Source organism: Comamonas sp. (assembly GCF_036666375.1).
Classification (GTDB): domain Bacteria; phylum Pseudomonadota; class Gammaproteobacteria; order Burkholderiales; family Burkholderiaceae_C; genus Comamonas.
This window is the reverse complement of sequence record NZ_JAVWWA010000116.1, coordinates 1-15724: the sequence shown is the minus strand read 5'-3', so window position 1 is coordinate 15724 and position 15724 is coordinate 1. Positions and strand designations below refer to the sequence as shown.

Annotated in this window: 12 protein-coding genes and 1 pseudogene; 8 read left to right on the top strand and 5 right to left on the bottom strand. The window is 66.6% G+C overall.

Translation table 11 applies throughout. The features are described 5' to 3' along the window. The 6 genes and pseudogenes from RR928_RS21105 to RR928_RS21080 form a co-directional block, all read left to right on the top strand. Nucleotides 1-309 (top strand): annotated as a pseudogene (locus RR928_RS21105) (nicotinate phosphoribosyltransferase); the annotation flags it as partial. A gap of 15 nt (nt 310-324) precedes the next feature. Next, complete coding sequence (locus tag RR928_RS21100; protein WP_332684123.1) at nt 325-2025, top strand: NAD+ synthase; 1701 nt, start codon at nt 325-327, stop codon at nt 2023-2025. 72 nt (nt 2026-2097) lie between these two features. After that, the gene (locus RR928_RS21095) at nt 2098-3180 is read left to right on the top strand and encodes a bifunctional nicotinamide-nucleotide adenylyltransferase/Nudix hydroxylase (protein WP_332547978.1); all 1083 of its coding nucleotides are present in this window, start codon (nt 2098-2100) and stop codon (nt 3178-3180) included. Nucleotides 3181-3190: 10 nt separating this feature from the next. Beyond that, nucleotides 3191-3679 (top strand): GNAT family N-acetyltransferase, encoded by a 489-nt coding sequence (locus RR928_RS21090; RefSeq protein WP_332534569.1) that lies wholly within the window; start codon nt 3191-3193, stop codon nt 3677-3679. Nucleotides 3680-3874: 195 nt separating this feature from the next. Next, on the top strand, nt 3875-4060 hold the full coding sequence (locus RR928_RS21085; RefSeq protein WP_332534570.1) for a hypothetical protein: 186 nt from the start codon (nt 3875-3877) through the stop codon (nt 4058-4060). Between the two features lie 104 nt (nt 4061-4164). Continuing rightward, a complete protein-coding gene (locus RR928_RS21080) occupies nt 4165-4896 on the top strand; it encodes a glutamine amidotransferase (protein ID WP_332547977.1) in 732 nt (243 codons plus the stop codon). Here the strand turns inward: RR928_RS21080 and hglS are convergent. From hglS to RR928_RS21065, 3 genes are read right to left on the bottom strand one after another with little or no spacing between them, the layout of a single operon-like run. Then, nucleotides 4872-6254, bottom strand: coding sequence for a 2-oxoadipate dioxygenase/decarboxylase HglS (gene hglS / locus RR928_RS21075; protein ID WP_332684119.1), 1383 nt, complete (start codon nt 6252-6254; stop codon nt 4872-4874). The two genes, RR928_RS21080 and hglS, sit on opposite strands and share 25 nt — an antisense overlap. Before the next feature lie 24 nt (nt 6255-6278). Further along, nucleotides 6279-7715, bottom strand: coding sequence for an FAD-binding oxidoreductase (locus RR928_RS21070; RefSeq protein ID WP_332534575.1), 1437 nt, complete (start codon nt 7713-7715; stop codon nt 6279-6281). Continuing rightward, on the bottom strand, nt 7712-8704 hold the full coding sequence (locus tag RR928_RS21065) for a Bug family tripartite tricarboxylate transporter substrate binding protein (RefSeq protein ID WP_332547975.1): 993 nt from the start codon (nt 8702-8704) through the stop codon (nt 7712-7714). Before RR928_RS21065 ends, RR928_RS21070 begins: the two co-directional genes overlap by 4 nt. A 189-nt stretch (nt 8705-8893) precedes the next feature. Between RR928_RS21065 and RR928_RS21060 the strand changes: the two genes are divergently transcribed. Then, a complete protein-coding gene (locus RR928_RS21060) occupies nt 8894-9811 on the top strand; it encodes a LysR family transcriptional regulator (protein WP_332547993.1) in 918 nt (305 codons plus the stop codon). Between the two features lie 13 nt (nt 9812-9824). On the opposite strand, the gene RR928_RS21055 is transcribed toward RR928_RS21060, so the two are convergent. Both RR928_RS21055 and RR928_RS21050 read right to left on the bottom strand, forming a co-directional pair. Beyond that, a complete protein-coding gene (locus RR928_RS21055; RefSeq protein WP_332534579.1) occupies nt 9825-11084 on the bottom strand; it encodes a PepSY-associated TM helix domain-containing protein in 1260 nt (419 codons plus the stop codon). Nucleotides 11085-11095: 11 nt separating this feature from the next. Then, nucleotides 11096-13276, bottom strand: coding sequence for a TonB-dependent receptor (locus RR928_RS21050; RefSeq protein WP_332534580.1), 2181 nt, complete (start codon nt 13274-13276; stop codon nt 11096-11098). 277 nt (nt 13277-13553) lie between these two features. On the opposite strand from RR928_RS21050, the gene RR928_RS21045 reads away from it, so the two are divergent. Then, nucleotides 13554-15724 (top strand): DUF3772 domain-containing protein (locus RR928_RS21045; RefSeq protein ID WP_332684116.1); only part of this gene is annotated, 2171 nt, incomplete at its 3' end.

Sequence of the window (15724 nt, the reverse complement as noted above, 5' to 3'; positions counted from 1 at the left end):
CAGCGCCTGCGCATAGACACCCACAGCAAGCGCCTGGTGTTCTCCGACGGCCTGAACCTCGACAGCGCGCTGCAGCTGTACCACCGCTTTGCCGACCGCATCCAGCTGGGCTTCGGCATAGGCACGCGCTTGACCAACGACATGGGGCTGACGCCTCTGAACATCGTGATGAAGCTGACGCATGCCAACGGCCAGCCCGTGGCGAAGATTTCGGACAGCCCGGGCAAGACGCTGTGCACCGACGAGACCTATCTGGCCTATCTGCGCCAGGTGTTCGACATTCCCGACCCCGAGCCCCTTTCCCACTGACATCAAGGAGCTTCCATGCTGCGCATCACGCTGGCCCAACTCAATTACACCGTGGGCGACATCGCCGGCAACGTAGAGCGCATGCGTGCCGCCGCGCGCCAGGCCCATGCCGAGCAGGCCGACATGGTGGTGTTCAGCGAACTCTCGCTCAGCGGCTACTACCCCAGCGACCTGCTGGACGAGCCGACGTTCATGCAGCGCGTGCAGGAGGGCCTGGAAGCCCTGCGCAGCGCTTCGGCAGAGTATCCCGATCTGCACTGGGTGGTCGGCGCGCCGACGCGTGCCGCGGGCCCGGGCAAGCCGCTGCACAACAGCCTGCTGGTGCTGCAGGGCGGCAAGCTGCGCCTGCAGTACGACAAGCAGCTGCTGCCCACCTACAACATCTTTGACGAACGCCGGCATTTCGAGCCCGGCCCCGATGTGGCCAAGGTGTTGCGCATAGGCCAGATGCAGGTCGGCTTTCTGATCTGCGAAGACGGCTGGAACGACAGCGGCGCCGACTACGCGACCAATCCTTTCCGGCGCATGGCCGATGCCGCACCCGATCTCGTGGTCAGCATCAACGCCAGCCCCAGCCATCTGGGCAAGCGCGAGCAGCGCCACCAGGTGTTCAGCGCCGCGGCCAGCCGCCACGCGCTGCCGCTGCTCTACGTCAACCAGATCGGCGGCCAGGACCAGATCGTGTTTGACGGCGCCTCGTTTGCCGTCGAGCCCGAGCGCGGCGTGGTGCTGGAAGCGCCGCGCTTTTGCGAATGCGTGAACACGCTGGTCTTTGAAAACGGCCGTTTTGGCCGCGCCGATGGCGGTGCGCTCGCACCCGTGCCGGCGCAAGGCCTGCCGACAATGGAGTTCTACCGCCAGCAGATCGTGCTGGGCCTGCGCGACTACGCGCGCCGCTGCGGCTTTTCCCGTGCCGTGGTCGGCAGCTCGGGCGGCATAGACAGCGCGCTGACGCTGGCGCTGGCGGTGGAGGCGCTGGGCGCCGAGAATGTCGTCGGCGTGACCATGCCTTCGGGCTTTTCCTCGGCGGGCTCGGTCGATGATTCGGTGGCGCTGTGCGCCAACCTGGGCATCACGCTGCACCAGCACCCGATAGGCGCACTCGTTGACGGCTACGCCCAGGGCTTTGCGCGCAGCTTCGGCCAGCCGCTGCAGGGCCTGCCGCTGGAGAACCTGCAGGCGCGCATCCGCGGCACCATCCTGATGGAGCATTCGAATGCATTCGGCCACCTGCTGCTGACCACCGGCAACAAGTCCGAAGTCTCGGTCGGCTACTGCACGCTCTACGGCGACACCAACGGCGGCCTGGGGCTGCTGGGCGACATCTACAAGACCGAAGTCTTCGCGCTGTCGCGCCACATCAACGCGACGGCCGGACGCGAGCTGATTCCGCAGGTCATCATCGATAAGCCGCCGTCGGCCGAGCTCGCTCCCGACCAGAAGGACGAGGACAGCCTGCCGCCCTATGCCGTGCTCGATGAAATCCTCAAGCTGCTGATCGAAGGCACGCACCTGCCCGGCCTCGAATACGCCAGCGCGCGCCAGTTCGTCGACGCGCTGCTGCTGCAGGCCGATGGACCGGCGCTGGTCGACAAGGTGCAGCGCATGATCTACCGCAGCGAGTACAAGCGCCGCCAGGCGCCGCCCATACTGCGGGTGCGTCCGCGCGCGTTCGGCACGGGCCGGCAGATGCCTATCGCCGCACACTACCCCTGAAGCGCCGCGGCGCGCGCGTGTTTTTGGCCGAAAATGGCGGATTGCGGCGCGTCCGCACCCGAAGAGACAAGCATGGCCCTTTCCCCCGATACAGACCGTTCGCCGCCGCACACTGCCGTGCTGATCGGGCGTTTCCAGCCCTGGCACAACGGCCATATGGCGCTGCTGCAGGCGGCGCTGCAGCAGGCGCAGCAGGTGGTCGTGGTGCTGGGCAGCGCCCACCAGGCGCGCAGCCCCAAGAACCCGTTCACCTGGCAGGAGCGCGCGGCCATGGTGCAGGCCTGCCTGGCGCCGGCCGAGCGCGCGCGCGTGCACTGCATTCCCGTGCGCGACCATTACAACGAAGCGCGCTGGGTCGAAGCCGTGCGCAGCGGCGTGCAGGCGCTGGTGCCCCAGGGCGCGGCGATTGCGCTGGTCGGTCACTTCAAGGACAGCAGCAGCAGCTACCTGCAGAGCTTTCCCGGCTGGCAGCTGCTGAGCCTGCCGCGGCTGGGCGCGTTTGACGCCACGCCGCTGCGGGAAATTTACTGGAATGCGGACGCCGCACCGCGCGCCGAAGTGCTGGCGGCGCTCGCGCCGCAGGTGCCCGCGCCGGTGCTTGATTTCCTGCGGTCCTGGATGGACACGCCCGACTACGGCGCCATGCAGCTCGAAGCCGCGATGCTGCGCAAGTACCGCGAAGCCTGGGCGGTCGCGCCCTACCCACCGGTGTTCGTCACCGTCGATGCGCTGCTGCTGTGCAACGGCCATCTGCTGCTGATAGAGCGCGGCCAGGCGCCGGGCAAGGGCCTGTGGGCGCTGCCCGGCGGCTTTGTCGAGCCGCGCGACAGCCTCTGGCAATCCTGCCTGCGCGAGCTGCGCGAAGAAACCGGCTGCGCGCTCGATGCCGCGACCCTGGAAGCCGCGCTTCAGGGCGTGCAGGTGTTCGACCACCCCGACCGCAGCCTGCGCGGGCGCACCATCACCCATGTGCATGTGTTCGATCTGGGCGAGCGTGCGCAGCTGCCGGCCGTGCAGGGCGACGACGACGCCGCGCTCGCGCGCTGGGTGCCGCTGGCGCAGCTGGCGCAGCTCGAAACCCGTTTCTTCGAAGACCATTTCCATGTGATCCAGCGCTGCCTGGAAAACACCTGTTCTGCCCCCTTGCCCCATTGATTCCATCGACATGTCCGATTTGCTGATCCGCCCCGCCACCATCGCCGATACCGAACAGATCCTGCGCTTCATCCGCGATCTCGCGATCTATGAAAATGCCGAGCACGAAGTGCTGGCCACGCCCGAACATGTGCACCGCACGCTGTTTTGCGCGCAGCCCGCCGTGTACGGGCTGATGTGCATGAACGGCGACCAGCCGCTGGGCTTTGCCGTGTATTTCTTCAACTATTCGACCTGGCAGGGCCGTCACGGCCTGTATCTCGAAGACCTCTATGTCTCGCCCGACAGCCGCGGCCAGGGCGCGGGCAAGGCCTTGCTGGCCCACCTCGCGCGCATCGCCGTCGAGCGCGACTGCGGGCGCTTCGAATGGAGCGTTCTCGACTGGAACGCGCCGTCGATCGCGTTCTACGACAGCCTGGGTGCCGAGCCGCAGAACGAATGGATACGCTACCGGCTCACTGGCCAGGCGCTGCAAAACCTGGCCTTGCAAGCGCAATAAAGCGCGTGCAACGGAAGCCGAACGCAAGCGTTCGACGCGCTTGATTCAACCCGAGGAAACACGGGTTTCAAACGCTAACCAAAAACCGCGCCGGGGGGGCGAAGTCCTACATCCAAGGGTTTTCCAGGGGGGCACCATGGAGTGGCGCTGATTGATTCGCAGTCAGCGGTTTTTTCACTTTTTGGAGATATGACTATGGTTCAGCAACACAACCAAGACAGCAACCAAAAGAATCAAAACCAGGCCAATCCTGCTGACAAGATGCAAAAGCAGCATGAACAGCAAAGCGGCCAAAACCAGCAACCGGGCAGCAAGACCTCTTCCACGGGGCAACAGCAGCAGTCCAATCCTTCTTCCAACAAACAGCAGCAGCAACGCTGACGCGCTCCTGGTCGAGCCGCAGGGCTGTTGACGCTCTGACAAAGGGTCCTGCGGGACCCTTTTTGTATTCCGACGCCGGGCATGGAACTTGCAAAATGCCTGCCATGACTACTGCTGACTTTTCACCCGAGCGCACCGCGGCGCTGTGGATTCTCAAGACCGGCAGCACGCTGCCCGAACTGGTGCCTGCACAGGGCGACTTCGAAGACTGGGTGAGAACCGGCCTGGGCCCGCTGGAATGCCCGTTGCGGGTGCTGCAGGCAGATCAGGCCGCAGCGCCGCAATTTCATTGGCCGCACTGGTCGCAGGTCGCGGGCATTGTGATCACCGGCTCGCATGCGATGGTGACCGATGAGCTGCCCTGGATGCAGGCCTGCGCCGCCTGGCTGCGTGCCGCCGTCGACCGTGGCGTGCCCGTGCTGGGCATCTGCTTTGGCCACCAGCTGCTGGGCCATGCGCTGGGCGGCGTGGTCGGCCCCAATCCGCGGGGGCTGGAGCTGGGCACGGTGACGGTAGAAGCTACTCCGGCCGCCGCCGCCGATCCGCTGTGGCACGCGCTGCCGCCGGCCTTTGCCGCCAACGCCGTGCACTACCAGAGCGTGCTGCAGCCACCGCCCGGCGCCGTGCTGCTGGCGCGCAATGCCCATGAAGGCGTGCATGCGTTTCGCATGGGCGCGGCTTGCTGGGGCGTGCAGTTCCATCCGGAATTCAACGCCCAGGCCATGCAGGGCTACATCGCCCACCTCAAGAGCGCGCCCGCGCAGGCCGGGCCCACGCCCGACGCCGCCTCGCTGCTCGCGCGCTTTGCGGTTTATGCGGGCTGCAGCGCCTCATAGGCGCTGCGCACGGCATCGATGGATGCCTGCTGGCTTTGCGCATACAGCGCAATTTCGTCGGCTACCGGGGCTTGCAGCGCGGCCTCGAACAGTTCCTTGGCGGCATTCGACGCATAGCTCTTCTGCTCGGCGCCGCCGAGATTCGACTGGAAGATGCCGGCTGCGCTCACGGGCAGGAAGTCTTCATAGATGATGGGGCGGGCTTGGACGATATGTTCGCGCAGCAGCGCTGCGAGATCGAAGCCCGCGCCGCTGGCTGCGGCCCGGGCCAAGGCCGCCGGGTCGCGCACGGCGTAACGGAAGAACGCCAGCTGCTGATCGCGCATGGCCTCGAGGTCATCGGGAAATTCAGCGAACACTGCCGTGAGCCGGGCTTCGTAGTCATTGCCCGTGCTGCCCGCATTGCCCATGGAGCGCACCTGGCCCAGCAGGCGGTCGTAGAGCGCCCGGCCGGCGGCCGTGAGTGCCGCGCCGCGCTGCTCGATCTCGCCAAAGCGCGCAGTGTGCGCGCCGGCAGCGCCGTCGCCAGCGAACACGATGGCTTCTTCCAGCGCCTTGAAGCTGGTCTGGCGCAGCAGGATGGGATGGCGGCGGCGCGGCGGGCCTTCGACCACATCCTTGGCGGCCACGCCGCGGCGCGGCATCTCGGCCTGGGCGGCGTCGATGTCCAGCGTGCGTGGCGTCAGATGGTTGATGTGCGGGCCCTTGAACGACACCACATCGGCGATCAGCCGGTGTGCCGCCAGCAGCAGCTGGTGGGTGTCATGGCTCACCGTGGCTTCGCTGTGCCAGCGGAAAGTCTGCGTGGTTTCGTGCACGAACTCGGCCGCCTGCTCGGCATCGAGGCCGCCCTCAAGCTCGCATTGCCGCGTGAGCTCCAGCGCACGCGGCGTGAAGATGCGGCGTTGGGCCAGGATTTCCTGGGCCTGGGCGCGCAGCGCGGGGTCGGCGATCAGCTCGAGGCGCAGCAGCGAGGTGAAGACGCGAAACGGGTTGATGCGCAGCGCAGCGTCGTCGACGGGGCGGAACGCCGTCGCATGCACGGGCACGCCGGCCACCGACAGATCGTAATAACCGACGGGGTGCATTCCCATCACGCGGAACACGCGCCGCATGGTCGCCAGTTCCTCAGGCGTTCCCAGGCGGATCGCACCATGGCGCTCGACGTCGATGCGGTCCAGTTCGCCCGCCTCCTGCAGCTGCTGGCGCAGTTCGGGGTTGCGCTCCAGCGTGGCGCGGTTGATGTCGGCGACCAGTTCGAGCAGGGTGCCGTATTGCGGCACTTCCTGGCGGTACATCGCCGACATGGATTGGGAAAACAGATCGCGGATCTGGTCGGAGTTCACGAAAGAGGACATGGTGGTCGGAGAGTTCAAGACAGTTCAGGCTTGCAGCACGCGGCCCGGGTTCAGGGTATTGAGGGGATCGAGCGCGTTCTTGATGGTGTGCATCAGCGCCAGCGCCGTTGCCGACTTGTGCTGGGGCAGCTTGTGCAGCTTGAGCTCGCCTATGCCGTGCTCGGCAGAGATCGAGCCGCGGTATTTGCTCACCGTGTCGTAGACGATGGCGCTGATCTGCTCTTCATGCCGGGCCACGAAAGCCTTGGCATCGACGCCCGCCGGCGACTGGATGTTGTAGTGCAGGTTGCCGTCGCCCAGATGGCCGAAGTTGACGAAACGTATGCCCTCGAAGGCCGCGGCCAGCGCGGCGTCGGCGTCGCGCACGAACTCGGGGATCAGCGAGATGGGAATCGAGATGTCGTGCTTGACGTTGAAGCCCTCTTCGACCTGTGCCAGCGTGATGCTTTCGCGGATATGCCACAGGTCATGTGCCTGGCGCATGTTCTCGGCAACGATGGCATCGGCGATCACGCCCTGCTCCAGCGCGGCTTCGAGCATGCGCTCGAACAGCCCGCGCGCATGCGCTTCGGACTCCGCATCCGAGACTTCGATCAGCACGCACCAGGGCGTCTGCTGCCACATCGGCACGCGCAGATGCGGGTAATGCTTGTCGACCAGGCCCAGCGCGAACTGGTTCATCACTTCGAAGCCCGTGAGGCCCGCGGCCAGATGCTGATGCGCCATGCCCAGCAGCTCGCAGGCATGTTCGAGCGAAGGCACGGCGACCCAGGCCGTGAGCTGGGCCGCGGGCTTGGGATACAGCCGCAGCGTCGCTGCCGTGATCACGCCCAGCGTGCCTTCGCTGCCCACATACAGGTCGCGCAGGTCGTAGCCGGTGTTGTCCTTGCGCAGGCCCGAGAGCCCGTCCCAGACTTCGCCCTGCGCCGTGACCACTTCCAGGCCCAGGCACAGTTCGCGCGCGTTGCCGTAGCGCACCACCTGGGTGCCGCCCGCATTGGTCGCCAGGTTGCCGCCAATGGTGCAGCTGCCTTCGGCGCCCAGGCTCAGCGGGAACAGGAAGCCGGCTTCATCAGCGGTTTCCTGCAGCGCCTGCAGCACGAAACCGGCCTCGACGGTGATCGTCATGTTCTGCGGGTCGATGGCACGCAGCGCGGCCATGCGGCGCAGGCTCAGCACCACCTGGCCGCCCGACGCGTCGGGCACCGAGCCCGCGACCAGGCCGGTGTTGCCGCCCTGGGGCACGATGGACACGCGCGCCGCCGCGCAGGCCTGCACGACGCGTGCGACTTCCCCGGTCGTGCCGGGACGCACCACGCACAGCGCCTGGCCCTTGGCGCGGCCGCGCCAATCCTGCTCGTAGCTCGCGAGGTCGTCGCCGGTCAGTACATGGCTGGCGCCGACGATGACCGCCAGCGCGGCGATCAGCCCGCTGGCCGTTTCAGGGGTCAGCTGGCTCATTGTTTTTCCAGCTTGGCGGCCTGGATGATGCCGCCCCAGTGCTTGAACTCGCTGCGCGCGAAGTCACGGAACGCCGTGGAGCCCAGCTGGCGCGGCTCGCCGCCCAGGGCCGCGACGCGCGCCTTGAAGTCGGCACTGGCGGCCACCTTGAGCAGCGCGGCTTCGACCTTCTGCACGACGGCCTTTGGCGTGCCCTTGGGCGCGAGCACGCCGTTCCAGGTCGCGGTGACGAACGCGGGGAAGCCGCTTTCCTTCATCGTCGGCACATTGGGCAGCAGCGGCAGGCGCTCGGCCGAGGTCACGGCCAGCGCCTTGAGCCGGTTGCCCTGGATGAAAGGCAGCGCGGGCGTGATGTTCTCGAAGATCAGGTCGATCTGGCCGCCGATGAGATCGGTCAGCGCGGGCGCGCTGCCCTTGTACGGCACATGCACCAGATCGAGTTTGGCCGCGCTCTTGAACAGTTCGCCCGACAGATGCACGGTCGAGCCCGTTCCCGGCGAGCCGTAGCTCATGCCGGAGCGGCGCTCCTTCGCATGGGCCACGAGTTCGGCCACGGTCTTCACGGGCGTCTTGGTCTCGTTCACCACGAGCACGTTGGGAATGGAGGTGACCAGCGCGATGTACTCGAAATCGTCCAGCGTCTTCTCGCTCTGGTTCTTGTAGAGGCTGGGATTGATGGCCTGCGTGCCAGCGGTGCCGAACAGCAGCGTATAGCCGTCATTGGGCGAAGTCGCGACGCGGCTGGCGCCAATCGAGCCGTTCGCGCCCGCGATGTTTTCGACGATCACCGGCTGGCCCAGCGATTCCGTCAGACCCTGGGCCACCAGTCGCGCCACCACGTCGGTATTGCCGCCCGGAGCGAACGGCACCACCAGCTTGATCGGCCGGCTGGGGAAGCTGTCGGCCATGGCCGCGGCGGGCAGCACCATGGCGGCGCCGAGCAGCGCGGCCGAACGCAGGAATTGTTTGCGCGAAATGATCTGGGGCACGGTATGTCTCTCTCGTTGTAATGAAGCTGCGGTCATCATCGGCAGCGGGGTTATTGACGTCAATCAATGGTTTGGAACCCAGGCATTCGAAAATGGAATGGCTGATTTCGATTGCGGACACCGCGTACGTAGATTCCCGTATGAGGTATTTGCCTAAAATGGAAATCCAAGGAAGCAGCATTCCCAAAAATCATGAATTCACGGAAATACCTCCCGCCCATGGGCCTGCTCGTGGCGTTCGAGGCCTGCGCGCGCCTGCAGAAATTCACCAGCGCCGCCCATGAGCTGAGCCTGACGCAAAGCGCGGTCAGCCGGCAGATCCGCGCGCTCGAGGACATCGTGGGCGTGGCGCTTTTCGTGCGCGAACGCCAGGCCGTGCGGCTCACGCCCGCAGGGGAGATCTATGCCGCAGAGATTCGCCAGTCGCTGCGCGACATAGGCAACTCGACGCTGCGCATCAAGGCCAGCCCGGGCACGGGCACGTTGACGCTGGCCATCCTGCCGACCATGGGTACGCGCTGGCTCGCGCCGCTGCTGCCCAGCTTCGTGCAGCGCAATCCCGGGGTGACGCTCAATCTGGTGACGCGGCTGGAACCGTTCAACATGGAGGCCCACGATGTGCATGCGGCCTTCCACTACGGCGCACCCGAATGGCCGCGCGCCGAACTCGATTTCCTGTTCGAGGAGACGATCTTCCCGGCCTGCTCCAGGGACCTGAAGGCGCGTTACCGGTTTGAATCCGCGCGGGATGTACTGCGTGCGCCGCTGCTGCATCTGGCCTCGCGGCCGCACGCCTGGACACAGTGGTTCGAGTCGCAAGGCATTCAGGGCGCGAACGTGGGCGGCATCAGCATCGACCAATTCGCCACGGTCACTCAGGCGGCCTGCGCCGGTCTGGGCGTGGCGCTGCTGCCGGAATTCCTGTTCAGGGCGGAAGTCGAGCGTGGCGAGCTGGTGTCGGCGCTCGACGTGCGCAGTCGCAGCCAGGGCAACTACTACCTCGCCTGCGCCGCGTCCAAGGCCTGGTATCCACCGCTCAAGGCGTTTCGCCAATGGATAAAGGAGCAGACGGCTGCAGGCATGGAGCCCATGAAAAAACCGCCCTGAGGCGGTTTCTGTATCAGGCCGCGCTGGCGACCAGCGTGCGCGCCGTGGCCTTGCGCGCGCGCCGCTTGCGCTCCCAGATCACGATGCCGGTGACCGCCAGCATCACCACGAACACGCCCATGATGGACATCATGATGCGCCCCGTCAGGCCCAGGATGCGGCCCGAATGCAGCGGCAGCTGCAGCTGCACGAACACGTCGGCCGCCGAGCCATGCCAGGGCCGGTACATGCCCAGCACTGCGCCGTTGTCGGCGCTCACGTAGATGTTCGACAGGCCCATTCCCATGCCGCCCAGCTCGTCGGCCGGGTCGAAGAACGAGATGTTGTAGAACGGAAAGTCGCCGCCATACCAGATGCCGCCCGGCGGAAACTCGAAGCCCTGGCGCCGGCCTTCGGCGCGCGCGATGTCGATGGCCGCGGCAAACGAGATCTTCGGTTCGATGAAGCTGCCGAACGGCGCGGGCTTGATCGTCTCGTACGGACCAGGCGTGGTTTTGGAAATCTGGCTCATTACCGGATAGAAGACCTCGCGGTACAGGTTCAGCGAGAACGAAGTGAACGACACGACGATGATGATGGCCCAGACCCAGAGCCCGCCCGCGCGGTGCAGGTCGAAATTGAGCTTGTAGCCGCCCGCGCGCCAGCGCACTATCCACGACGGCTGCCAGCGTTTCCACCAGCTGCGTTGGGGTGCCGCGGCTGCGGGCGATTCACGGCGCGCGGCCAGGCGGCGCGGCAGCGTCAGATAGAGCGCAACAAAGCTGTCGATCAGCCACATCAGCGCGATCCCGCCCATGAGCCAGAAGCCCCAGCGGTCGCTGCCCCAGAACGCCGGCATGTGCAGGCTTTCATGCAGGTGGCGCAGCCAGGACATCAGGTTGCGCTTGCTCAGCGCAATGCTCTTGGAGTCGCGCTGTCCCGTGATCTTCGCGGTCACCGGGTCGACAAACACGTTGTTGTAACCCAGCACATGCGGGCGGCCCGTCGCCGGGTCCTTCTTCGGCCGCACCAGGAAGGAGGCCGCATGGCCCTCTTCCAGCGCCAGCGTCATGTAGGAGACCTCGACGCGGGCGTCGCTGGCCTCGACGGCCGCGGCCAGAGTCAGCGGGTCCTGCAGCGCGCCGCGCCCCGGCGTGTGCATGATGTCGGCGTTGAGCCATTCGTCGATTTCATGGTCCCATGAAATCACCGCGCCGGTGGCGCCGGCAACGATCAGGAACAGCGCCACGGTCAGGCCCAGCCAGCGGTGGACCACGGTCCAGAACTCACGCATGCGGTGCCGCCTCAGAAGTCAACGCTGGCGCTGATGGCAAAGGTGCGCGGAATCGACTGCACCAGGTAGTTGGAGCCTGGATAGCCGCCGACCGAAGCCCAGTACTGCTTGTCAAACACGTTGTCGACACGCGCGCGCAGCGTCAGCAGACGGTCGTTGCCTATGTCCATCAGGTAGCGCACGCCCAGATCGGTACGCGTCCAGCCCTTCACCTGCAGCGTGTTGGCCGCATTGGCGTACTGGCTCGAGGTGTGGATCAGGCGGGCATTGAGCGCCAGGCCCTGCACGCCGGGCACATCCCAGTCGCCGCCCAGCGTCAGCTGGCGACGCGGCACGCCAATTGCATTGTTGCCCTCGTACAAGCCGCCTTGCGTGGTCTTGAGCTTGGCGTCCATGAAGCTCACCCCGCCCAGCACGCGCAGGCCCTTGACGGGTTCACCGAACACATTGAGCTCCAGGCCGCGGTAGCGCTGCGTGCCGAACTCGCCAAAGGTCTGGTTCTGCACATAGGTGACGGGCTTGTCGAGCGTATAGAGCGCAGCGGTGGCGCCCAGGCCGCCCTGCTGCCACTTCACGCCGACTTCCTTCTGCTTGGCCTTGTAGGGCGAGAAGACCTGGCCGGCATTGAGCACGGGCAGGTTGCCCGACGTGGCCGGCGCGACTTCCCCCTTGATCAGGCCTTCGACATAGTTGCCGTACAGCGACACCTGGGGCGTGGCCTTGAACACCAGGCCCGCGACCGGCGTGGTCGCCGACTTCTTGTAGCTGCCGGTCTGCAGATCGGTTGCATTGCTGTAGCTGGTCTGCTCTATGGTCTGGTGGCGCAGGCCCAGCGTCAGCAGCACGCGCTCGTCGAGGAACGACAGGGTGTCGGCCAGCGCATAGCTTTGCAGGTTGTCCACCGCCGCGCGCAGCGGATTGTTCATGTTGGGGCTGACCGTCGTATTGGCCAGCGGCGCCGAGCCCACGGGGTGGTAGATGTTGATCGGCACAGGCGAGAAGTTGTACGACCAGGCATTGCGTTCCTCGTGGCGGAACCACGATGCCGACGCCACGACCTGGTGCTTGACCTGGCCGGTGACAAAGCGCCCGCGCAGGCCGATCTCGCCGGTCGCGGTGTCGTCTTCGCGCTTGGTATCGAAACGCGTGGTGTTGGCCAGGCCCGAACTGTTGACCATCGAGGGCGTGGTCAGCGAATTGTCTTCCTTGCCGCGCTTGACACCGCCCGCGGCCCAGGCCGTGATCTGGTCGTTGAGGTCCCATTCGGCGCGCGCCGTCGCAAACAGGTCCTCGGCATTGGAATAGGTCCAGGGCTGGGCGTAGTTGGTCTTGTTGTCGGGCACGTCGGGAATGAAGTTCGCGCCCGGCGTTACGCTGGGGCGCGCGGCCTTGAGCTTGTCCTTCTGGTAGCCGACATCGGCCGAGACACGCACATCGCGCGCGCGCCAGTCAAGGCCCAGGCCCAGCGCCGTGAGGCTGCGGTCCTCGCCGTCAATGGCCGAGCCGCCGTCGCGGCGCACCGCGTTCAGGCGCAGGCCCGTGCTGTTGTCAGGACCGAAGCGGCGCGACAGATCGACCGCGGCCGAAGCCTGGCCGCCCGATTGCACGCCCAGATCGACACGGTTGAGCGGCTCGTTGCCCGCGCGCTTGGGCATCAGGTTGATCGAGCCGCCGAGGTTGCTGCCGCCCGGGGCCGCGCCATTGAGGAAGGCGCTGGCGCCATGCAGCACTTCGACGCGCTCGAAGAACTCGGAGGCGACATATTGGCGCGGCAGCAGGCCGTACAGGCCGTTGTAGGCCAGGTCGTCCGAATACATAGGCAGGCCGCGCAGCACATAGAGTTCCTGGAAATTGCCGAAGCCGCGCGCACCGCGCACCGACGGGTCGTTGAGCAGCACTTCGCCAATGCTCTTGGCCTGCTGGTCGCGGATCAGCGTATTGGTATAGCTGGTCAGCTGGAATGGCGTGTCCATGATGTCCTGCTGGCCGAGCAGGCCCACGCGCCCGCCCTTGGCGACCTGTCCGCCCGCGAACGGCTTGGCCAGGCCTTCGGCCGACGCATCGGCGCTGGCCTCGACGGTCACCGTCTCCAGCGTGGGCGCAGGCGCCTGCTGTGCGCTCACGGCACAGGCGGTGGCCCACAAAGCAATGGCGCCTACAGTCGGGCGCAGGACAAACGATGGTGTTTTCATGAAAATGAGATTGGAAATGATTCGCGTTAATTTTAAAGAATCATGTTCTTACATTCACGACTATCCACCTCGCTTCCCAGGTGAATCCGGTGCCATTTTTTCGAACTCGCTGACCCTGACAGAGGACAGCGTGCCAGGCAGGGCCTGCGCATTGAATTGGCGTGCGTTGCGGCAGGACAACACAGCCCGCAGCCCTGTCCCCGACCTTGCCCGTCCCGCCGCATAGACCTCTCGCAGCGGCAGGCTTAGCCCGGAGACAGGGCAGCGGAGGACTCCTATGATGGCTTCGATGACCTGGATCCACCGCCGCGCGCTCTTTCTTGCCCTTGCCGTCCTCTCCTGCCTGGCACTGCCCACGGTCCAGGCCCAGCCTGCGGCCAAGGCCCAAGCCGCGCCAGCGTCGCCCGCCGCACCGGGCGCGCCAGGTGCGGCGCTGGCCGCCGAGCAGCCGCTGCCCGATGTCGAGACCTTGCGCAGCCAGCTCGACCGGCTGCCTGCGACGGCCGACGGCAACGACGCCGTGCGCGCGCTGCAGGCGAGCTTCGGCGCGCTGAGCGCCCAAGCCAACCGCATCATCGAAGCGCGCACGGGTGAACTCAATGACCTGAATGCGCGGCTGGGCGAACTGGGCACGGCGCCGGCCCCGGGCACCAGTGAAGACGCCGACATCAAGAGCCAGCGCCAGACGCTGATACGCGACCGCAACGCCGTGGATGCGGAGATCCGGCTGGCGCGGCTGATCGTGGTCGATGCCCGCCAGCGCAGCGACGCGCTGCGCACGCGCGAGCGCGATCAGTTCCAGGCACAGCTCACCGACCGCGCGCCTTCGCCGCTGGGCGCGGCATTCTGGCGCGAGCTGGGACAGGCCTGGCCGGACGACAGCGCGCGGCTCGCGCCCATGGTCGCCGAAATGCAGGCCGCGGGCGCGCGCCTGGCAACGTCCGAGCACCGCGGCGCGGTGCTGCTGGCGCTGGCGCTGGCGCTGCTGGCAATCACCGTCGGCGACCTGCTGGCCGAACGCGGCCTGACGCGCCTGGCGCAGCGCGTGCTGCCGGGCGGCCGGCTGCGGCGCTCGCTGCTGGTCATCGCCATCGTGGCCGTCAACATGGCGGTGGTGGCGCTGGCATTGCAAGGCTTTCTGCAGACGGTGAAAGCGCGCGCCGACTTCGGCCCGCTGTCGAGCAAGCTCGTGGCACTGGTCGACGAATCCGTGCTCTACATCGTCTACGTGACCAGCCTGGGCCGCGCGCTGCTGGCCAACGCCCGGCCGTCGTGGCGGCTGCCGCCGCTGTCCGATGCGCTGGCGCTGCGGCTGCGGTCCTTTCCCTGGCTGGTGGCGCTGGTCGGCGTACTGGTCTGGGCGCCCACCCAGGTGGCAACCATCTCCGAACTCAGCCTGCCCGCGCTGCGGGCCTGCCAGGGAATTACCGCGCTGGCGCTGACGCTGCTGATCGCCGCCACGCTTACACGCCTGCGCATGCCGGCGCAGGACAGCGCCGAAGCGCCCGCGCCGCGCCCGCTGTGGGTAGGCCTGGGGCTGGGTCTGGTCACGCTGTCGCTGCTGGGTGTGGGGCTGCTGGTCGCGATCGGCTACATCAGCGTCGCGAGCCTGGTCGCCACGCAACTGGCGTGGACCGGACTGGTGGTCATCAGCTTCTATGTGCTGTTCCAGTTCGCCGAAGACCTGTCCATGGCGCTCGTTTCCTCGCGCGGCGAATTCGGCCAGCGCCTGCAGAAGAACTTCGGCTTCGCGCCGGCCACGCTGGACCAGGCTGCCGTGGTGCTGTCGGCGCTGGCGCGCGTGCTGCTGTTCCTGTACATGCTGATCGCGCTGGGCGCGCAGCTGGGCACACGGCCCGACGAGGTGCTGCAGCAGACCGACCGCATCCGCGCCGGGCTCACCATAGGCGAGTTCCAGATCAAGCCGGCAGCAATCTTCAGCGCGCTGGCCGTGCTGGTCGGCGGCTTTGTCGCGCTGCGTGTGTTCCGCAACTGGCTGCGCGAGCGCTATCTGCCGACCACCACGATGGAGCCGGGCATGCAAAGCTCGCTGTCCACGCTGCTCAACTATGTGGGCATCGTGCTCGTGGTCGCGGCCGGGATGTCGGCCTTGGGCATAGGCATCAACCGCATCGCCTGGATCGCCAGCGCCTTGTCGGTGGGCATAGGCTTCGGCCTGCAGGCCATCGTGCAGAACTTCATCTCGGGACTGATCTTGCTGGCCGAGCGGCCCGTGAAGGTCGGCGACTGGGTGGTGCTGGGCACGACCGAAGGCGACATCAAGCGCATCAACGTGCGCGCCACCGAGATCCAGCTCGGCGACCGCTCCACCGTCATCGTGCCGAACTCCGAGTTCATCACCAAGACCGTGCGCAACATGACTTTGACCGCGACCGAGGGCCGGGTGCTGATCCGCCTGCCGCTGCCGCTGTCGACCGACGCCAAGCG